This is a genomic window from Streptomyces sp. HD (assembly GCF_028369295.1).
In the GTDB taxonomy this organism is placed as follows: Bacteria; Actinomycetota; Actinomycetes; order Streptomycetales; family Streptomycetaceae; genus Streptomyces.
The window spans coordinates 1-18715 of the sequence record NZ_JAQMYP010000087.1; the positions used below are offsets into that span (position 1 = coordinate 1).

Annotated in this window: 15 protein-coding genes and 2 tRNA genes; 11 read left to right on the top strand and 6 right to left on the bottom strand. The window is 68.1% G+C overall.

Annotated elements, in window-relative coordinates; genetic code table 11:
• Positions 1–118: 118 nt before the first annotated feature.
• Positions 119–1585, bottom strand: a complete 1467-nt coding sequence (locus POF73_RS43475; protein ID WP_272124957.1) for an amino acid permease — start codon at positions 1583–1585, stop codon at positions 119–121.
• Positions 1586–1812: 227 nt separating this feature from the next.
• Between POF73_RS43475 and POF73_RS43480 the strand changes: the two genes are divergently transcribed.
• Entirely contained in the window at positions 1813–2298 is a 486-nt protein-coding gene (locus tag POF73_RS43480; RefSeq protein ID WP_272124958.1) for a ribose-5-phosphate isomerase, read from the top strand.
• A gap of 364 nt (positions 2299–2662) precedes the next feature.
• Entirely contained in the window at positions 2663–3472 is an 810-nt protein-coding gene (locus tag POF73_RS43485; protein ID WP_272124959.1) for an Fpg/Nei family DNA glycosylase, read from the top strand.
• 49 nt (positions 3473–3521) lie between these two features.
• Here POF73_RS43485 and POF73_RS43490 read toward each other — a convergent pair whose 3' ends face one another.
• Complete coding sequence (locus tag POF73_RS43490) at positions 3522–4778, bottom strand: GNAT family N-acetyltransferase (RefSeq protein ID WP_272124960.1); 1257 nt, start codon at positions 4776–4778, stop codon at positions 3522–3524.
• 162 nt (positions 4779–4940) lie between these two features.
• Here POF73_RS43490 and POF73_RS43495 point away from each other — a divergent pair, with 162 nt between their 5' ends.
• Together POF73_RS43495 and POF73_RS43500 are read left to right on the top strand one after the other, a co-directional pair.
• Complete coding sequence (locus POF73_RS43495) at positions 4941–6122, top strand: PP2C family protein-serine/threonine phosphatase (protein ID WP_272124961.1); 1182 nt, start codon at positions 4941–4943, stop codon at positions 6120–6122.
• 448 nt (positions 6123–6570) lie between these two features.
• Positions 6571–7044, top strand: coding sequence for an HD domain-containing protein (locus POF73_RS43500; RefSeq protein ID WP_272124962.1), 474 nt, complete (start codon positions 6571–6573; stop codon positions 7042–7044).
• A 42-nt stretch (positions 7045–7086) separates the two neighbouring features.
• Here POF73_RS43500 and POF73_RS43505 read toward each other — a convergent pair whose 3' ends face one another.
• On the bottom strand, positions 7087–8298 hold the full coding sequence (locus POF73_RS43505) for an acyltransferase family protein (RefSeq protein ID WP_272124963.1): 1212 nt from the start codon (positions 8296–8298) through the stop codon (positions 7087–7089).
• A 540-nt stretch (positions 8299–8838) separates the two neighbouring features.
• On the opposite strand from POF73_RS43505, the gene POF73_RS43510 reads away from it, so the two are divergent.
• Entirely contained in the window at positions 8839–9033 is a 195-nt protein-coding gene (locus POF73_RS43510; protein WP_030044846.1) for a hypothetical protein, read from the top strand.
• A gap of 103 nt (positions 9034–9136) precedes the next feature.
• Positions 9137–11266 (top strand): protein kinase domain-containing protein, encoded by a 2130-nt coding sequence (locus POF73_RS43515; RefSeq protein ID WP_272124964.1) that lies wholly within the window; start codon positions 9137–9139, stop codon positions 11264–11266.
• A gap of 68 nt (positions 11267–11334) precedes the next feature.
• On the opposite strand, the gene POF73_RS43520 is transcribed toward POF73_RS43515, so the two are convergent.
• Positions 11335–11405: transfer RNA gene (locus tag POF73_RS43520), tRNA-Gly, on the bottom strand.
• A 132-nt stretch (positions 11406–11537) separates the two neighbouring features.
• Here POF73_RS43520 and POF73_RS43525 point away from each other — a divergent pair.
• The 5 genes from POF73_RS43525 to clpX all read left to right on the top strand — a co-directional run bounded on the left by POF73_RS43525 (position 11538) and on the right by clpX (position 16281).
• Positions 11538–11614 (top strand) — tRNA-Pro (locus POF73_RS43525).
• Between the two features lie 210 nt (positions 11615–11824).
• The gene (gene tig, locus POF73_RS43530) at positions 11825–13219 is read left to right on the top strand and encodes a trigger factor (protein ID WP_272124965.1); all 1395 of its coding nucleotides are present in this window, start codon (positions 11825–11827) and stop codon (positions 13217–13219) included.
• 255 nt (positions 13220–13474) lie between these two features.
• Complete coding sequence (locus POF73_RS43535; protein ID WP_030052245.1) at positions 13475–14083, top strand: ATP-dependent Clp protease proteolytic subunit; 609 nt, start codon at positions 13475–13477, stop codon at positions 14081–14083.
• Positions 14084–14133: 50 nt separating this feature from the next.
• On the top strand, positions 14134–14814 hold the full coding sequence (locus POF73_RS43540; protein ID WP_272124966.1) for an ATP-dependent Clp protease proteolytic subunit: 681 nt from the start codon (positions 14134–14136) through the stop codon (positions 14812–14814).
• A 180-nt stretch (positions 14815–14994) separates the two neighbouring features.
• The gene (clpX, locus tag POF73_RS43545) at positions 14995–16281 is read left to right on the top strand and encodes an ATP-dependent Clp protease ATP-binding subunit ClpX (protein WP_004001291.1); all 1287 of its coding nucleotides are present in this window, start codon (positions 14995–14997) and stop codon (positions 16279–16281) included.
• A gap of 672 nt (positions 16282–16953) precedes the next feature.
• On the opposite strand, the gene POF73_RS43550 is transcribed toward clpX, so the two are convergent.
• Together POF73_RS43550 and POF73_RS43555 are read right to left on the bottom strand one after the other, a co-directional pair.
• Positions 16954–17928 (bottom strand): hypothetical protein, encoded by a 975-nt coding sequence (locus tag POF73_RS43550; RefSeq protein ID WP_272124967.1) that lies wholly within the window; start codon positions 17926–17928, stop codon positions 16954–16956.
• 86 nt (positions 17929–18014) lie between these two features.
• Positions 18015–18617, bottom strand: coding sequence for a transposase (locus POF73_RS43555; protein ID WP_272124968.1), 603 nt, complete (start codon positions 18615–18617; stop codon positions 18015–18017).
• Positions 18618–18715: the final 98 nt, after the last annotated feature.

The window sequence follows — 18715 nt, forward strand, 5'->3', positions numbered from 1 at the left end:
GGGGGGGGTGGGGGGGGGGGGGGGGGCCCCCCCCCCCCCCCCCCCCCCCCTCTGCCGCGCTCGAAGCGATCGACGATCCCGGCTGACCTCAGTTGACGTCAGCCGATCTCGGTGGCTCTCAGCCGGTCTTGACCTCGTCCTGCGCCGGAGCCGAGGCGGTCGCCTCGACGGTGGCCGGGCGCCCGCCGCCGACCTTCTCCTTCACGAAGGCGACGATCAGCACGATCGCGGCCACGAGGAGCGACAGCAGCACGGTCTTGCGCCCGTCGTGCTCGGTGTCGGTGAGCATGTAGCCGAGGACGAAGACGATCAGCGCGGCCGTCGCCCAGGTCAGATACGGGTACAGCCACATCTTCACGACGAGCTTCTCGGGCGCCTCGCGCTGGATGATCTTGCGCATGCGCAGCTGGGAGAAGCAGATCACCAGCCAGACGAACAGGGCGACCGCGCCGGACGAGTTGACGAGGAAGAGGAAGACGGAGTCCGGGAACTTGTAGTTGAAGAAGACGGCGACGAAGCCGAACACGACGGAGGCGAGGATCGCCGTCCGCGGCACGCCACGGCCGGTCGTCTGCGCGAAGGCCTTCGGCGCGTCACCGCGCTGGCCGAGCGAGAAGGCCATGCGGGAGGCGGTGTAGAGGCCGGAGTTGAGACAGGACAGCACCGAGGTCAGCACGATGAAGTTCATGATCTGACCGGCGTGCGGGATGCCCAGGGAGCCGAGCGCGGCGACGTAGGAGCCGTCGTCGGCGATGGCCTTGCTGTCCCAGGGGAGCAGGCTGACCACGACGAGGATCGAGCCGAGGTAGAAGACGGCCACTCGCCAGATGATGCTGTTGGTGGCCTTGGTGACGGCACGCTGCGGGTCCTCGGACTCGCCGGCGGCCAGGGTGGCGATCTCACTGCCCATGAAGGAGAAGACGACCAGGAGGACACCGGTGAGGATGGCACCGGCACCGTTGGGCAGGAAGCCGCCGTGGTCGGTGAGGTTGCTCAGCCCGGCCTGGTCACTGTCGACGCCCGGGAGCAGGCCGAAGACGGCCAGTCCACCGATGACGATGAACGCGGCGATGGCGACGACCTTGATGCCCGCGAACCAGAACTCGAACTCGCCGTAGGAGCCGACCGAGACGAGGTTGGTCGCGGTCAGGACGAGCATCACGATCAGGGCCCAGCCCCACTGCGGCACCTGCGGTATCCAGCCCTCCAGGATCTTCGCACCGGCGGTCGCCTCGACCGCCAGCACGACGACCCAGAAGAACCAGTACAGCCAGCCGATGGAGAACCCGGCCCAGCGGCCGAGCGCGCGGTCGGCGTGTGCGGAGAAGGAGCCGGAGGTCGGGTTGGCGGCGGACATCTCGCCGAGCATCCGCATCACCAGCACCACGAGCGTGCCGACGAGGGCGTACGACAGGAGAATGCCGGGTCCTGCGGTGGCGATACCGGAACTGGACCCGACGAAGAGTCCGGCACCGATGACGCCCCCGATGGCGATCATGGACAAATGGCGGTTCTTGAGCCCGGCCTGTAGGCCGTGGCCGCCGGCGGCCGGTCCGGCCGTCTTCTGGGTCGGCTGCGAAGTCATGGAAGGGATTTCCTTTGCGCCGTTGGGGAGGGGATCCCGTACCAGCGATGTACGAGTCGCACGAGGGGTGTACGAGTCGGACCAGTGAATCGGAGGAGAACGGATTCGGGAACCTTTGATTCGGGATTGTTACTTGAGGTTTCCTTGAGCTTCTATAGTCCATGTCACATTTGACCTGATCGACACCCGACGCTGCTGCCCGGAAACAGCCGTGTCACACTCGTTCCATGCGCGTGTATCTCGGCTCCGACCATGCGGGCTTCGAACTCAAGAACCACCTCGTCGAGTGGCTCAAGGCGGCGGGCCACGACCCGGTCGACTGCGGCCCTCACATCTACGACGCCCAGGACGACTACCCGCCCTTCTGCCTCCGTGCGGCGGAGCGGACGGTCGCGGACCCCGACTCCCTCGGCATCGTGATCGGCGGCTCCGGCAACGGCGAGCAGATCGCCGCGAACAAGGTGAAGGGCGTGCGCGCGGCGCTGGCCTGGAGCGAGGAGACGGCCGGACTGGGCCGCCAGCACAACAACGCCAACGTCGTCGCGGTGGGCGCGCGCATGCACACGACGGAGGAGGCGACGAAGTTCGTCGAGACCTTCCTCAACACCCCGTACTCGGGTGACGACCGCCACACCCGCCGCATCACCATGCTGGCCGACTACGAAACCACCGGCGACCTTCCCCCGATCCCGCCCCACCACCCGCAGCAGTAGCGCCCACCGGCCCCACCCAAAGCCCCCGAAGCGCACAGCGTCCCCGCCCCCACCCACCCGCAGGGGCTGCTGGAAGCACAACGCGGCCGCCTCTCGACGCCGGTGCGGGCCTTCCAGCCCGTCCGGCGTTTGAGAACAAGGCAGCCACCTTTCGACGCCGGTCACGCCCTTTCCAGCCCGTCCGGCGTTTGAGGACAAGGCCCTTCAGGGGCCGGAGCGGGGGTCTGGGGGCGGCAGCCCCCAGAAGTGGCCGGGGTCGAAGGGGCAGAGCCCCTGGAGGATGGGACGGGTAGGGGCGGCGGGGGCGAAATCCGGTCCGAAGCCCAAGCCGCCCACCCCACCCGCACACGACAAGGGAGCCACCGTGCCCGAGGGCCACACCATCCACCGGCTGGCCCAGGACTACGCCACCGCATTCCTCGGCACGACCCCCCACGTCACCAGCCCCCAGGGCAAGTTCTCCAACGCCGCAGAACTCCTCAACACCTCAGAACTCACCCACACCGAGGCCCACGGCAAACACCTCTTCCTCGGCTTCCGGGACACCGACTGGATCCACATCCACCTGGGCCTCTTCGGCAAGGTCAACTTCGGCGCCACCCCCGCACCCCCACCCACCGACACCGTTCGCCTCCGCCTGGCGAACAACACCGCATACGTCGACCTCCGCGGCCCCACCACCTGCGCCCTGATCACCCCCACCGAGAAGCAGGCGATACACGACCGCCTCGGCCCGGACCCCCTCCGCGACGACGCCGACCCCCACCGGGCATACCGCCGGATCTCCCGCAGCCGCACGACCATCGCCGCCCTGCTCATGGACCAGAAGATCATCGCGGGCGTCGGCAACGTCTACCGAGCAGAGGTCCTCTTCCGTCACCGCATCGACCCGTACCGCGCGGGCAAGGACATCACCCCCGCGCAGTGGGACGCCATCTGGACGGACCTGGTCGAGCTCATGCACGAGGGCGTCCGCAACAACCGCATCGACACCGTCCGCCCCGAACACACCCCGGAGGCGATGGGCCGCCCACCGCGCGTGGACGACCACGGCGGCGAGGTCTACGTCTACCGACGGGCCACCCTGCCCTGCCACATCTGCGACAGCGAGATCCGCACCGCCGACCTCGCCGCCCGCAACCTCTTCTGGTGCCCGAACTGCCAACAGACATAGAGAAGCCGTAGAGAAGTTGTAGAGCGGCCCTGGAGAAGCCGCCCCCGGGTCAGAACCCGTGCGGCAGCCAAGGCGCCACAGCCGATCCGAACCCGACCGAAACCTCGGCCAACGCCCCCTGCCGCAACTCCCGCACCCGCCCGGCACCCCCCAGCGCCTCCAGGCTCACCCCGCCGAGATAGGCCGCCGCCAACTCCCGTACGGACAGGGAGAGATCGGCCGCCTCCGTCGTACGCTCGCACGACGCACCCTTGGCATCCCCGGACAGCCGCCAACGCCCCGCGTTCCAGGGACAGAAGGCGTCCTCCACCTCCAACACCACATCCACCGGCGCCTGATACGTCCGCGCCTCCAGCGCGGCCCCGACGTCCACCAGCCGTACATGCAGCGCGTCCCGCACCCGCACCGCACACCGCCGGATGTCGGACACCTGGTACTGCCACGCCTCGTCCATCGGCCGCGCGTACGTCTTCACCGTGGACGTCAGGTCGATGTCGAACAGGAACCGCCACAGCGCGGCCTCCGCCGCCGGATCGAGGCCCTGGACGTCCCGCACCCGCACGGTGCCCTTCGCCCCCTCGGCATCCCAGTCGGGCTTCACCTGGAACCGCGCGTACCCGACGACCTCGCTGCCCCGTTCGGCGAGCACGCACTGCAGCGGCGACGCACCCTCCCGCTCGCTCTGCGGGTCGAGCAGCCCGAGCCGCTCCCAGCCGGGCTGCCGCGCGAGCATCCCAGGACGGCCGGACACCTTGCGGGCGTACACGGCCTCGCAGGCGTCGAGGACGTCGGCGGGCACGGCGTAGCGCAGACGTACGTCATCGGTGCCCGGCGGCACGGACAGCCGCACGCGCGTCGTGTCGATCTCGGCGCTGACCTGGAAGGTGCCGATGCCGTACCCGAACCGGCCGTAGATCTCCGGCTCGGAGGCGGTGAGCACGGCCAGCGGCCAGCCCCAGTCACGCACGTCGTCCAACTGCCGCCGCATCATCGACGTAAGGACTCCGCGCCGGCGATGAGTGGCGGCCACGCTGACCATTGTGACGCCGGCCGCGCGCACCGACGCGCCGCCCGGCACGGTGAGCCGGAAGCTGAACACCCCGGCCGTCCCCACGCACGCGTCCCCGTCCCAGGCGCCGAGGGAACGGTCCGGCTCGGTGAGCGAGTCCCACAACTCCCGCTCGTCGGCAGCCTCCGGAACCCCACCGAAGGTGCGCATGAGGGAGTCGTACCAAATGCTCCACTCGTCCTGCCGTAGCACCCGTAGCTCGGGACGGCCGGTCCCGCTCGTACTGTCATTCGCCATGAATCATGCCTACCAGGGCATTGCGGGACGAGCGAGGGAATTTCTCGGTGGCGGCGGCGAGACCGCTTTCCGTGAAGTTCACTGTGAAGTTGAACCTCGGACGGGGGACAAGTGGGACCTCCCGTGCCAAGCAGCTGGTCCGATGGATAGGGTCCCGAACTAATGGCAGCAGGACGAGAGCGGCGCACGGCGGCCGAGACGTTCATGGCCCGGTTGAAGATGCAGTGGCACCGGGCCCGTGTCGGTGTGCGCAGAAGCGCCGTGGACTACTTCCGCGGCGACGGCTCGGACTGGATCGCGCTGGCCGGCCTGCTCCTGACCGTGCCGCTGATCTGCTCCGTGACGATGGCCAACCCGGTGTGGTTCTCGCCGGCCGCGCTGGTTCTGCCGATCGTGGCGGGCGGCCTGCTGCTGCGCCCGGCGAGCCTGCTGGGCCTGTACGCGGCGGCGGCGACGGCCCTGATCGTGGAGTCGGTGCAGCTCGGGCCGTACACGGAGGGCCCGTCCCGGGTCACCCCGGGCGTGGTCCTGGTCGTGGCGGCGTGCGGCTTCTTCGGTCTCCTCATCGCGCAGTTCCGCAGCCGCGTGGGCGTGCCCTGGCGGCGCGGCGGCACGATGCTCTTCGACCTGCGCGAACGCATCCGCGTACAGAGCAAGCTGCCCCAGCTGCCGTACGGTTGGCACCGCGAGATGGCGCTGCGTCCGGCGGGCGGTCAGTCCTTCTCCGGCGACTTCGTGGTGGCGGCCCGCACGAACGGCGGCCGCACCCTGGAGGTCGTCCTGACGGACGTGTCCGGCAAGGGCATGGACGCGGGCTCCCGCGCCCTGCTCCTCTCCGGTGCCTTCGGCGGCCTCCTGGGCAGCCTGCCCCCACACGCGTTCCTCCCGGCGGCGAACGGCTACCTGCTCCGCCAGGACTGGGATGAGGGCTTCGCGACGTCGATCCACCTGGTCCTGGACCTGGACTCGGGCGACTACGAGCTGTACTCGGCCGGCCACCCGCCGGGCCTGCAACTGAGCGCGGGCAGCGGCCGCTGGGAGGAAAAGGCGGCCGAGGGCCCGCTCCTCGGCGTCTACGACGGAGCCCAGTTCGACCCCGTGAAGGGCTCACTGCGCCCCGGCGACGTCCTGATGCTCTTCACCGACGGCTTGGTGGAGACCTCCGACCGAGACATCGTCGAGGGCATAGACCGCCTCACCGGCGAGGCCGACCGCTACGTGGCCGGTGGCTTCCACGGAGCGGCCTGGCACTTGATCGAAGCGGTGGCAAAGGACGTCAACGACGACCGAGCCCTCCTCCTGATCTGCCGAGAAGGCCCAACAGCCCAAACAACACCCCGCTGACCCCCCCAGCAGGCAGAAGAGCCCGAGGCCCGTCCACCCGCCGCCGACCAAGCCCTCCCAGCCCGCCGGGCGCTCAAGGACAAGGCCCCACGCCCCCAACGCCGGCCAGCGCCCTCCCAGCCCGTCGGGTGTTCGAGGACGAGGGCCTATCGTCCCCAGCCCCACCCACTCACAGGCGCGGCCACTCCCCAACGCCGCCAGCGCCCTCCCAGCCCGTCGGGCGGTTCGAGGACGAGGGCCTACCGTCCCCAGCCCCACCCACCCGCAGGCGCGGCCACTCCCCAACGCCGCCAGCGCCCTCCCAGCCCGTCCGGCGTTTGAGGACAAGGCCCTTCAGGGGGCCGGAGCGGGGTCTGGGGGCGCAGTCCCCAGGAGGACCCGGGGTCGAAGGGGCGGAGCCCCTGGAGGATGGGACGGGTAGGGGCGGCGGGGGCGAGACACTGTGCGGGTGACAGAGACGCCCCGAACCCCCATGCCCCTGGCCGCCGTAGAGGCCATCGCCCGCACCGCCCACGCCACCCAGACCGACAAGGCGGGCCGCCCCTACACCGAGCACCTCAGCGCCGTAGCCGACGGCGTACGCGCACGCGGAGGCGACGACGACCAGATCGCGGCAGCCTGGCTGCACGACGCCGTAGAGGACGACGCACTCTCCGAGCAGTGGCTGCAGGACGCCGCGCTGACCCCCCGCACGAAGGACATCGTCCGCGCGCTCACCAAACGAACCGGCGAGCCCCCCGAGGCGTACGCGGCACGCATCCTCGCCACCCCCGGCGCACTACTGGTCAAACAGTCGGACCTGGCCCACAACGCGAACCCGGCCCGCCTGGCCGTCCTCGACGAGACGACCCGGAAACGACTGACCGAGAAGTACGCACGAATGCGCGCACTTCTCGGTCTGGTCGATCAGCCCGGAGAGTGACTCTCCTCGATGTGAATGATCTGCGCACAGCGGAAGCCAGGGTCAGGCGCTGACCTTCTCGCGCGCCCCCGCCGCCTCACGCTTCTCGCGCTCCCGAGCCAACTCCGCCGCATCCCGCTTGAACGCCCAGTCCATCTTGGGCTCCATCGCGAACCGGAACATCCGCTGCACCGGCTTGGTGCACAGCAGCGTGACACCCACGACCGCACAGACGGTGACGAAGATCTCGCCGAGCGGCCGATGCAGCCAGGCAGGCTCGAACCAGCCCTGATAGTCACCGGCCTTCACCACGAAGCCGTGCAGCAGATAGCCGTACAACGTGCCCGCACCCAGCGCCGTGAACCACATGTGGCGACGCGGCACCCAGGCGAAGAAGCAGGCCGTCAGCAGCAGCGAACAGCCGAACATCGCCAGCACCATGACCGGCCCGCTCCACCACGGCGCGTGCAGCTCCTGCGCGGCGTCACGGTGGTAGAACCACGCGGTGTTCATCCGCGGCACCGCCCACCAGCCGAAGGCCAGCGCCATCGCGAACACCGGCACCGACAGGATCCGCACCGTACGCGTGCGCACCATGTGGAAGTGCTCGGGCTTCATGATCAGACCCAGCACGAAGTACGGCAGGAACTGCAGCACCCGCTGAAGATCCAGGTCGTCACCGATCTCCGGCGTGACCGTCGCCGCCATGGCGAGGCCGAGCGCGATCGGCAGCGGCCAGCGCACCATCTTCCAGATGGGGGTCGTCATCCGCCAGATGAACAGCGCGCACAGGAACCACGTCAGGTACCACGGGTCCAGCAGGCTGATGTCCTGGCTCGGGTCGTCGTCGATCCAGCGCTTGAAGAGCGGATACGCCGCCTCGAAGACGATGTACGGCACGGCGACACCGGTGATCAGCCGCTTCATCCGGCTGGGGCTGGCGTCGAAACTGCGCGAGAAGAAGCCGGAGATGATGATGAACGCCGGCATGTGGAAGGTGTACACGACGGTGTACACGGCCTCCAGGATCCGGCTGTCGCCCTTGATCGGCTCCCAGGCGTGTCCTATGGCGACCAGCACGATCGCCAGGTACTTGGCGTTGTCGAAGAACGCGTCGCGCTGCTTGGCACCGCCGGACGCGGATCTGTTGTCCGCCTGAGCCTTCTTGTTCTGCTGGTTCTGCGGCGAGCGCGGACTAGGCACTCCGTCCGCCGGCTGCTGTGCCGGGGGGAGTGGCGCTCTGTTGTGGCCGTGCGGTCGCAGCGAGTTCGTCACAGACCCTCCCACCGGAAGCCGGGGGAGTCGATCCGGGACGTCGCTGCGCATGCGGGGGACGAGGCAGCGTGGAACATCTGAGGCACCCTAGCGTTGTCTGTGTGATTTCGTAAAACCCCCGAGGTCGTTCGTGGTTATTGCGTTCGACGAAGCATGTACAGCGAACATGCACCTGGCAGACACCTGTTGGTCATCCTCATTGTCCGGATTCATCCGGACTAAGTAGTGCATATGGCCAAGAGGTGACGCCGATTAAATGATCACCGTGTTGCGAATTCGAAATACCGGCGAACATGTTGTGTGGCGATGGAAACGATCCCGCCGAATTCTCTGCGCGGCTGTGCCGTCGAAATGCTGTACGGGCACAAGGTGAGAGGTCGGTGCGTGCCGACGGTCCGCACAGATCCGGCACAGGTGTGGCGAACGAAACGTCACGTGCCGCATAGCGGGGCCCGGTTGGTGGCACGATGGTTCTGGCGGGGGTGCGTGGGGTTGCATCCCCTGGCCGGGAGAGCGGACCGACCGAGGGTGTGATCTGTTGTGGCCATTTCGCTGTCAGTGGTACTGCTGTTGGCGATCATCTTGGTGGTGTTGATCCGTGGCGGATCCCTGAAGGCCGGCCCCGCCGTAGTCGCCGTGCTGTTCGGCTTCTTCCTGGCCTCGACCGGGATGGCGGACGACATCCAGCGGTTCCTCAACTCGATAGCCGAGACCATCAACTCGATCCAGTTCTAGGGTCTGGTTCCTGGGTCCCCGGGGCGCCTCGGAAGGGTACGGATACCCTCGTTCGTGATCGTCGAACGTTACGGAACGACGGTGCGGACGGGGGACGTACGGGATGGCGCTGCGCGAAACGGATCCGGCGGAGGTCGGCGGGTACCGGATCGAGGACCGCCTCGGCACCGGTGGCATGGGCGTGGTGTACCTGGCCCGCTCCGCCTCCGGCCGTCGCCTCGCCGTCAAGGTCGTGCACGCGCAGTACGCCGACGACGACGAGTTCCGCATCCGCTTCCGCCGCGAGGTGGCCGCCGCCCGTCAGGTCAGCGGTGCCTTCACGGCCCCTGTCGTGGACGCGGACGCCGATGCGCCGCGCCCCTGGATGGCCACGCTATACATCCCCGGCGAGGACCTCGGCACCCATGTCCGCCGCCACGGCCCGCTGCCGCTGCCCGAGTTGCGCGAACTCGCCGCCGGTCTGTCGGAGGCGCTGCGTGACATCCACCGCGCCGGGATGGTCCACCGGGATCTGAAACCGGCCAATGTCATGCTCGCCGAGGACGGTCCCCGCGTCATCGACTTCGGTATCTCCCGCGCCGCCGAGTTCGCCGCCTCCGACGTCCTCACCCAGACCGGCCGGGTGATGGGCACCCCGCCCTTCATGTCCCCCGAGCAGTTCTCCTCCCCGCAGGACGTGGGCCCGGCCGCCGACGTCTTCTCCCTCGGCTCGGTCCTCGCGTACGCCGCGACCGGACGCGGCCCGTTCGACAGCCCGAGCCCCTACGAGACGGCCGTACGGGTCGTCGACGGAGACGCGGAACTCGACGGCGTACCGGACGAATTGCTCCCCTTCATCCGCCTCTGTCTGGAAAAGCATCCAAAGTCCCGCCCCACCACCGGCGAACTCCTCTCCCTCCTCCGCGACGGCCGCCTCCCCGACCCACGCCCCGCCCCGGAGCCGGACACGTCCGCCGAAGGAGCACCCCCGCCCCGCCGCCGGCGCCGCGGGCGACTGCTGCTCATCTCGGCCCTGAGCGCCCTGCTCCTGACCGCCGCGACCACGGTCACCTTCGTGGCGGTCAACGCCGAGCCGACACCCGTCGAGCGGGACCTGCCGACGGGGTGGCATGCCTGGCAGGCCAAGGACGACAACAAGTACGGCGGCGACAGCGGCCCCTTCTCGTCCTGCGCCGCCCTCGACGGCGGGCTGATCTGCGCGGGCGACAGCATCAAGGCCGCCCGCTTCTCACTCGCCACCGGCGAGGTCGACTGGAGCCACCCGGTCGAGGACCACCCCGATCCGGACTCCTCCAGCTACGAGGGCGAACTGCTGGGTGCCGGGAACCACCGGATCTTCACCTTCGCCAACCGGTCCCGCAACCCCAACGGCGGCGACGTGTCGGTGTACGCCGTCCAGGCCCTCGACGCCCGCACCGGAGCCCTGCGGTGGAGCAGGACCCTGACCGGCATGGCACCCTCCGCCCAGCAGGGCAGCGCCCAGCTCCTCCCCGAGGGTCTGCTCCTGCTGTCCGAGGGGGAGGAGAACACGTACGTCCTCCTGGACCCGGCCACCGGAAAGCCCCGCTGGAAGCGCTCCGGGCCCGCCCGGGACACCTGCAAGGTGCGTGCCGTGGACGGTGTGGGCTACCTCCAGTGCACCGACAGCAACGACAAGCGCACCACCGTCTCCCGGCTGGACCCGGCCACCGGAAAGCCACGCTGGACGGCCAAGATCCCCGGCGGCCTGACACTGGCCGGCCGCAGCGGCGACCGCCTCGTCCTGCTCGGACAGCCGAACGGTGACGAATCCCTTCCGACCCAGCGCCGCGTCACCCTCCTCGACACCGACGGCGCGGGGTACCACCACGTCCCCCTGGCCCTCGCCGTGCCGTCGGGTTCCCGGGTCGTGCTCAGCCACGGCGTCCTCTACTTCACGCTCAACAGCGGCGAGATCCGCGCCATCGCCCCGGCCACCGGCCGCACCCTGTGGAGCACCCCCTCCTCGGTCGAACGCCCCGGCGCGCCGGCGGTCTCCGACGCCTACGTCTTCATCGTGTCCCCGGGCGGCCGCCTCGCCGCCCTGGACCGCCGCACGGGCAAGGAAATCCACACCGTCCCCGGCCGGGACGTCCGCACCGACCCGGTCTTCGTCTCCTCCGGCTCCACCCCGATCCTGCGCGGCGACGCCCTGTACGTCCCGTACGGCACCCGCTCGGTGTACTCGGTGGACGTACGGAACCTCGACACCTAGTCGGCGTCGGGGAACGCGGAAGGCCCAGGGAGAGGAAACACCCTCTCACCTGGGCCTTCGGCGTACAGAGCGGGCGACGGGAATCGAACCCGCGTAGCTAGTTTGGAAGACTAGGGCTCTACCATTGAGCTACGCCCGCACAGTGACGCGCCGCAGGTCAGGTGACCGCGGCACTGAAGGCATCGTAGCGGGTCGGCACCCCTCATCGCACACCCCGTAAATGCGGCGGCCCCACTGTCTGCGGGCATGTACCCTACGTGTCGCACCAGCACGGGGTGTGGCGCAGCTTGGTAGCGCGTCCGCTTTGGGAGCGGAAGGCCGTGGGTTCAAATCCCGCCACCCCGACCACTACCGGTGAACACCGGCCACACGCGCGACGACCTCGGGTGATCGCGTCCAGTGATCGCCTTTGGGGCGTGCCGCCGCTGCCGTTACTATGCAAGCTGCACGCCCGTGTGTCTCTCCGTACTGAAGTCACGAAGTTCTCCGGGCGGCGAATCCGCCGGACCAGTCTGGCTCCGGCAGAACCCAAGAAGTCAGCCACAAGGAGACCGAACCGTGAAGAGCGCCGTGGAGACCCTGAACCCGACCCGGGTTCGGCTCACTGTCGAGGTGCCCTTCGAGGAGCTCAAGGACAGCCTCGACGCGGCGTACAAGAAGATCAACCAGCAGGTCACGGTGAAGGGCTTCCGCAAGGGCAAGATCCCCGCCCGCGTCATCGACCAGCGGTTCGGCCGCGGTGCGGTCCTGGAGGAGGCGGTCAACGACGCGCTTCCGAAGTTCTACACCGAGGCGGTCAACGAGGCCGAGCTCAACGTGCTGGGCCAGCCCGAGGTCGACATCACCGAGCTGAAGGACGGCGAGACGCTGAACTTCACCGCCGAGGTCGACGTCCGCCCCGCCATCGAGATCCCGGACTACTCCGGCATCGAGGTCGAGGTCGACGCCGTCGAGGTCAGCGAGGAGGACGTCGAGAAGGCCGTCTCCGACCTGCGTGAGCGCTTCGCGTCCACCTCCCCGGTCGAGCGTGCCGCCGAGGACGGCGACGTCGTCACCATCGACCTGGAGGCCAAGGTCGACGGCGAGGTCCTGGAGGACGGCGTCGCTTCCGGCGTCTCCTACACCATCGGCTCCGGCGAGCTGCTGGACGGCATCGACGACGCCGTGAAGGGCGTGGAGGCCGGTGGCGAGGCCACCTTCACCTCCGAGCTCAAGGGCGGCTCCGCGGCCGGCAAGGAGGCCGAGGTCACCGTCAAGGTCACCCAGGTCGCCGCGCGCGAACTCCCCGAGCTGGACGACGACTTCGCGCAGCTCGCCTCCGAGTTCGACACCCTCGAAGAGCTCAAGGCCGACAGCCGCAAGCGCCTTGAGAACATGAAGCAGTACGACCAGGCCACGCAGGCCCAGGAGCGCGTCCTGGAGAAGCTGCTGGAGCTCGTCGAGGTGCCCGTCCCCGAGAAGCTGCTTGAGGACGAGATCAACACCCGCAAGCACAACCTGGAGCACCACCAGCTCGGCCAGATGGGTCTCGACCTCGCGAAGTACCTGGAGATCCAGGGCAAGACCGAGGAAGAGTTCGACGCCGAGACCAAGGAAGCCGCGGTCAAGGGCATCAAGACGCAGTTCGTCCTTGACGAGCTCGTCAAGCAGGAGAAGCTGAACGTCAACCAGGAGGAGCTCACCGAGCACCTCATGCGCCGCGCCGCCTCCTCCGGTATGTCCCCCGACCAGTTCGCCCAGGCGGTCGTCGAGGGCGGCCAGGTTCCGCTCCTGGTCGGCGAGGTCGCCCGCGGCAAGGCCCTGGCCGTCGTGGTCGAGAAGGCCACGGTCAAGGACACCAACGGCGAGGTCATCGACCTGGACGACGAGGACGAGGTCGAGCAGGCCACCGAGACGGTCGAGGCCGCCGAGGGCACCGCCGACGAGGCCGCCGAGGAGAAGTCCGAGGGCTGAGCCCACGGCGCCGCACAGCTCGTAGGAAGGGCTCCGGGGAGGTGAAATCCCCGGGGCCCTTCTTTCGTACGCCCGTGCACCGACGCCCCCGCGGCGCTACGCCCCCGGCGAACACCCGCAGAACCGGGATTGCAGCACAGGACCACCGCGTTAGGGTCCATGAGTATGAGGGCAGGGGAGCCCCCGTTGCCCGCAGAAGACGTAAGACGGCCCGGCGCCGTCGTAAGACGAGCAGGTGGATACGTGACGAATCTGATGCCCTCCGCCGCCGGCGAGCCCTCCATCGGCGGTGGCCTCGGCGACCAGGTCTACAACCGGCTGCTCAACGAGCGGATCATCTTCCTCGGCCAGCCGGTCGACGACGACATCGCGAACAAGATCACCGCACAGTTGCTGCTCCTTGCCGCGGCCGACCCCGACAAGGACATCAACCTCTACATCAACAGCCCGGGCGGCTCGATCACGGCCGGTATGGCGATCTACGACACCATGCAGTTCATCAAGAACGACGTGATGACGATCGCCATGGGCCTCGCCGCCTCGATGGGTCAGTTCCTGCTCAGCGCGGGCACCCCCGGCAAGCGTTTCGCGCTGCCGAACGCCGAGATCCTGATCCACCAGCCCTCCGCCGGCCTCGCCGGCTCGGCCTCGGACATCAAGATCCACGCCGAGCGCCTGCTGCACACCAAGAAGCGCATGGCCGAGCTCACGGCCCAGCACACCGGCCAGACCGTCGAGCAGGTCACCCGTGACTCGGACCGCGACCGCTGGTTCGACCCGGAGGAGGCCAAGGAGTACGGCCTCATCGACGACGTCATCACCACGGCTGCCGGTATCCCGGGCGGCGGCGGCACCGGGGCCTGAAGCCCCAGGACAGCCCCCAGCCGACCGCCACAGCCCCTAGGAGACAGACAGTGAACGACTTCCCCGGCAGCGGCCTGTACGACCGCACGCGCGCCGAGTACACGGGCCCGTCCGCCGAGTCCCGGTACGTGATCCCCCGCTTCGTCGAGCGCACCTCGCAGGGCATCCGCGAGTACGACCCGTACGCGAAGCTCTTCGAAGAGCGTGTGATCTTCCTCGGCGTGCAGATCGACGACGCCTCCGCCAACGACGTCATGGCGCAGCTGCTGTGCCTGGAGTCGATGGACCCCGACCGGGACATCTCGGTCTACATCAACAGCCCCGGCGGCTCCTTCACCGCGCTGACCGCGATCTACGACACGATGCAGTTCGTGAAGCCGGACATCCAGACGGTCTGCATGGGCCAGGCCGCCTCCGCCGCGGCCGTCCTGCTGGCCGCCGGTTCGCCCGGCAAGCGCATGGCGCTGCCCAACGCGCGCGTGCTGATCCACCAGCCGTACAGCGAGACCGGCCGCGGTCAGGTCTCCGACCTGGAGATCGCCGCCAACGAGATCCTCCGGATGCGCTCGCAGCTGGAGGAGATGCTGGCCAAGCACTCCACCACGCCGATCGAGAAGATCCGCGAGGACATCGAGCGCGACAAGATCCTCACGGCCGAGGACGCGCTGTCGTACGGGCTGATCGACCAGATCATCTCCACGCGGAAGATGAACAACGCCGACGTTCGCTGACGCGGACCGGGTATTGTCTGCTGCCCCTTGGCACGGTTTGGGACGGTGCACGTCAAAGTGAACCGCGCCAAGGGGGGCCCGAACGGGGGGCCAGGCAAGGTACCGTCGACATAAGGCAGCACCAGGAGCCGCTGGATTCGAAAACGTCCAGGCGTCTCCCAGGCGAAGGGGAAGCACACCGTGGCACGCATCGGTGACGGCGGCGATCTGCTCAAGTGCTCGTTCTGCGGCAAGAGCCAGAAGCAGGTCAAGAAGCTCATCGCAGGCCCTGGTGTGTACATCTGCGACGAGTGCATCGATCTCTGCAACGAGATCATCGAGGAAGAGCTCGCGGAGACCAGCGAGGTGCGCTGGGAGGAACTCCCCAAGCCGCGGGAGATCTACGAGTTCCTTGAGGGCTACGTGGTCGGCCAGGAAGCGGCCAAGAAGGCGCTCTCCGTCGCCGTCTACAACCACTACAAGCGCGTGCAGGCCGGCGAGAACGGCGGCGGCCAAAGCCGCGAGGACGCCATCGAGTTGGCGAAGTCCAACATCCTGCTGCTGGGCCCCACGGGCTCCGGCAAGACGCTGCTCGCGCAGACCCTGGCCCGCATGCTGAACGTCCCGTTCGCCATCGCCGACGCCACCGCGCTGACGGAGGCGGGCTACGTCGGCGAGGACGTCGAGAACATCCTGCTGAAGCTCATCCAGGCGGCGGACTACGACGTCAAGAAAGCCGAAACAGGCATCATCTACATCGACGAGATCGACAAGGTCGCGCGGAAGAGTGAAAATCCGTCGATCACCCGGGACGTCAGCGGCGAGGGCGTACAGCAGGCCCTGCTGAAGATCCTGGAGGGCACCACCGCCTCGGTCCCGCCGCAGGGCGGCCGCAAGCACCCGCACCAGGAGTTCATCCAGATCGACACGACGAACGTCCTGTTCATCGTGGGCGGCGCGTTCGCCGGTCTGGAGAAGATCATCGAGTCCCGGGCCGGCGCCAAGGGCATCGGCTTCGGGGCGACGATCCGCTCCAAGCGCGAGCTGGAGGCCAAGGACCAGTTCGAGGACGTCATGCCGGAGGACCTGGTCAAGTTCGGCATGATCCCCGAGTTCATCGGCCGCCTCCCCGTCATCACGAGCGTGCACAACCTGGACCGGGAAGCTCTCCTGCAGATCCTGGTCGAGCCGCGCAACGCACTGGTGAAGCAGTACCAGCGCCTCTTCGAACTCGACGGCGTGGAGCTCGACTTCGAGCGCGAGGCCCTGGAGGCCATCGCCGACCAGGCCATCCTCCGCCAGACCGGCGCCCGCGGCCTGCGCGCCATCATGGAGGAGGTCCTGATGTCGGTGATGTACGAGGTGCCGTCCCGCAAGGACGTCGCCCGCGTCGTCATCACGGCCGACGTCGTCCACTCCAACGTCAACCCGACGCTGATTCCGCGGGATGCGCGGGGGCGTGGGTCGGGGGAGCAGAAGACGGCGTAGGCGATCTGAGTTGTCAGGGGCTTGGTGAGGCTCTGAGCGGTCGCAGATAGCCCGTCTTACGACTCAATGAGCGGAGGCCGCCCCTGGCTGTACCAGGGGTGGCCTCCGTCTCTACCAGCGTCAGCGGCTTCCTACGCCCACTCGCAAGCTTTCCATGCGTGACTCTGCCTCACACCAAGCCTCATGAGCCCGGAGTGGCACTCCGGGTTGGGCAGCGGGCCCGCAGGAGTCTCAAAGTGGAACCAGCTGCAGGCCCTTTTCGTCTTGGGTCCTATCGTGTACAACCCATAGCTCTTCAAGACGCCCGTGCATTGCGCAACGGTGGCGGATGCTGGCGTTGCTGTCGCCAGGGGGACGATAGTCCCTGCAACTACAAGACCTGCTACGGCAAATGCTCGCTTGAGCATGTCAAATCCCCTCGATTATTCCGCGCCCTGGTCATGGGCATGACCAGCGTAGCGGATGATCGATAATGCGTTCGCCTATTGGGCTGGGGCCTAGCGGGGCCCGTAGGGCCATTCGATGCGCTGCCGCTTTCCAAGAAGTTCTGCGTGTCTGCGTAGTTGCTTTCGCCGACTCGCTCGACCTCGCTGACTCCCGTCGCCGCCGTACGCACACGAAAAGGGCCCCGGGCGAGGAGCGCCCGGGGCCCTTACGGCTGTCGCCCTGGTGTCAGGCCTTGACGCGCACGTCGTTGCGGAGCTTGGCGGCGAGGGAGGCCGTCTCCTCGATCGAACCGCCGTCGCCGCTCGCGAAATCGGCGATGCTGACTGCTGTGACGACGGCGACGGTGCTGTGGTCACCCCAAACGCACGTGGGGATCTTGATGCTCTTCGGGACGCCGGCGCTCGTGCCGGACGAGCCGTTGTTCGTGATCTCGGCGACCTGGCACTTCATGATGCCGTTCTCGAAGCCCGACGGTGAGACTTCCTCCGGGCTGCCGATCAGCTTGCCCTTGGTGTCCTCGCCGCTCTGGTCCTTCTCGGACTCAGTCTTCAGCTTGGCGAACATTCCGTCCACGACGGCCTCAGGGTCGTCAATGGTGCCGTAGACGCCGCTGAAGGAAAGGTTCTTCGCGCTGAGGCCAGTGCCCTTCTGATACCCCGCGCTGACGTCCGTGGGGTCCTTCACTCCCCACTTCTCGAAGTCTGACTTGTCGTCGTCGGCCATCGAGTCCGCGGAGTTGGCGTTCTCCGCCTTCTTGTACTCGCCGTTCAGCACGTTCGCTGGCGTGGTCAGCTTGTGGGCGCCGTCGTCCTCGATGCTGCCGGCACCCCCACTTCCACCGATCACGAAGTACGCGCCCACGGCGATCGCGGCCACGACCGCCACCGCGCCGATGATGATGCCCGCCTTCTTGCCGCCGCCCCCGGGAGCCGGCGGCTGGGGCACGCCGTACGGGGCCTGGCCGTACGGGGGCTGCTGGCCGTAGCCGGGCTGCTGGCCGTACGGCTGCTGGGGCGGGGCGCCCTGCGGGGGCTGCTGGGGATAGCCGTACCCCGGCTGGGGCTGGGCGGGCGGAGCCTGCTGGGGGTAGCCGTAGCCGGGCTGGGGCGCCTGCGGCTGCTGGCCGTACGGACCCGGCTGGCCGTACGGACCGGGCTGCTGGGGCTGCCCGCCGTACGGGCCCGGCTGGTTGTAGCTCATTTCTGGGTTCCCCTCCAGATGCTTATGTGTTCCGAACATCTTGACTGAAGGGGGCAGCGGCCGCGCAGCGTGGGGGGTATTGATGCCTAGTTGTTGACAGGCTGTTCCAGATGTTCGACGTACTGGCTGAGCTCATTGGGCGTGTGTGCGCCGATTGAAGCTGCATAGTATTGCTTCGACCATACATTTGCACTCACATCCTGTGACAGCCGTATCGCTCTGCTTGCTGCTCCTCTGAGGCGTTTCGCCAAGTTTGCAATGGATACGTGAGCCGGGTACCTCACGGCGATCTGGACGAGATCGGTCTGACCGCGGAACTGCTCGATCTCCACACCGAGTTCCTGCGCCGCCGCACGCATCGCGCGCTCGGCGAGCGACTGCAGGTCAGCAGTGAGGATTGGGTGGCCCCGCGCTTTCGCGAAAGCCAGGTGTACACGGAGGGAATGCGGCTTCCGCGCCGCGCTGCCGTTGAGGGGGTTGCCGCCCTCTTCGCGCCTCTGCGCAGGCCGCTTCGGTGGGTGGCTCGCTCGCCAGGTGTCCAGCTGGGCAGGAGTCCACGTAGGAGTCCGCCCGATGTAGACGGGGCGCGGGAAACCGTTTCCTCTTCTGGAGTTGAGGACGTACATGGCCTCTCGGGATATGCCGAGCCTCTCGGCGGCTTCTGCGGGCGTGAGCCGATCGTCTGCCATGGACTTCACGGTATGACAGACAAGTTCAACTTGTCTGTCATACCGTGAAGAGCCAGTGCCCCTCCACCGAGAGGCAGTTGAGTGTGACCATGAGGAGT